The organism is Nocardioides sp. SRI_004, assembly GCF_057586415.1.
Genome location: NZ_JBYCZV010000040.1, coordinates 1 through 756, shown reverse-complemented (window position 1 = coordinate 756; position 756 = coordinate 1). Strand labels below are relative to the sequence as shown.

The 756-nt window shown below is 66.9% G+C and carries 1 protein-coding gene; it reads left to right on the top strand.

Going from position 1 to position 756, the window contains the following annotated elements; all coding sequences use genetic code 11:
• The coding region (locus AC2YHB_RS25615; protein WP_487354878.1) for an IS30 family transposase at positions 1-729 on the top strand (729 nt) is incomplete at its 5' end.
• Positions 730-756: the final 27 nt, after the last annotated feature.

Below are 756 nucleotides of genomic sequence, written 5' to 3'. Positions count from 1 at the left end.
TGGTCACCGAAACTGATCGCCCGGGTGCTGCGCGAGGAGTCACCACACATGATCATGGGCCGGGTGTCGCACGAGACGATCTACCAGGCGCTCTACGTCCAGACCCGCGGGTCGTTGCGCAAGGACCTCTACCGACAGCTGTCGACCAAACGGCCCCACCGGCAGGCCCGGGGCACCGGCCGGCGTGGTCCCTCGCCGTACAAGGAAGCGTTCAAGATCAGTCAGCGTCCTGCCGAGGTCACCGACCGTGCCGTGCCAGGCCACTGGGAAGGCGACCTGATCATGGGCCCTCCTGGCACTCCCGCGGTCGGGACCCTGGTGGAGCGCTCGACCCGGTTCACGATCCTGTTGCACCTGCCCGGACGTCACGACGCGGAGTCCGTCGCGGCGGTGATGATCCGCGAGATGGGCGAGTTGCCCGAGCACCTGCGCCGCTCGCTGACCTGGGACCGTGGCACCGAGCTGGCTCGCTACGACAAGATCCAGGTCGAGCTCGACATGCCGGTCTACTTCTGCGATCCCCACTCGCCGTGGCAACGCGGGACCAACGAGAACACCAACCGGCTCCTGCGGCACTGGCTGACCAAGGGCACCGACCTGTCCCGGTTCACCGCAGCCGACCTACGCCGGATCGCTGCGACCCTCAACGCCCGACCACGCCCTACGCTGGACATGCGAACCCCAGCCCAAGCGCTGGACGCACTGCTGTCAAACCCGGCAGCAGCATGACCGTTGCTTACACCGATTGACCTTCCA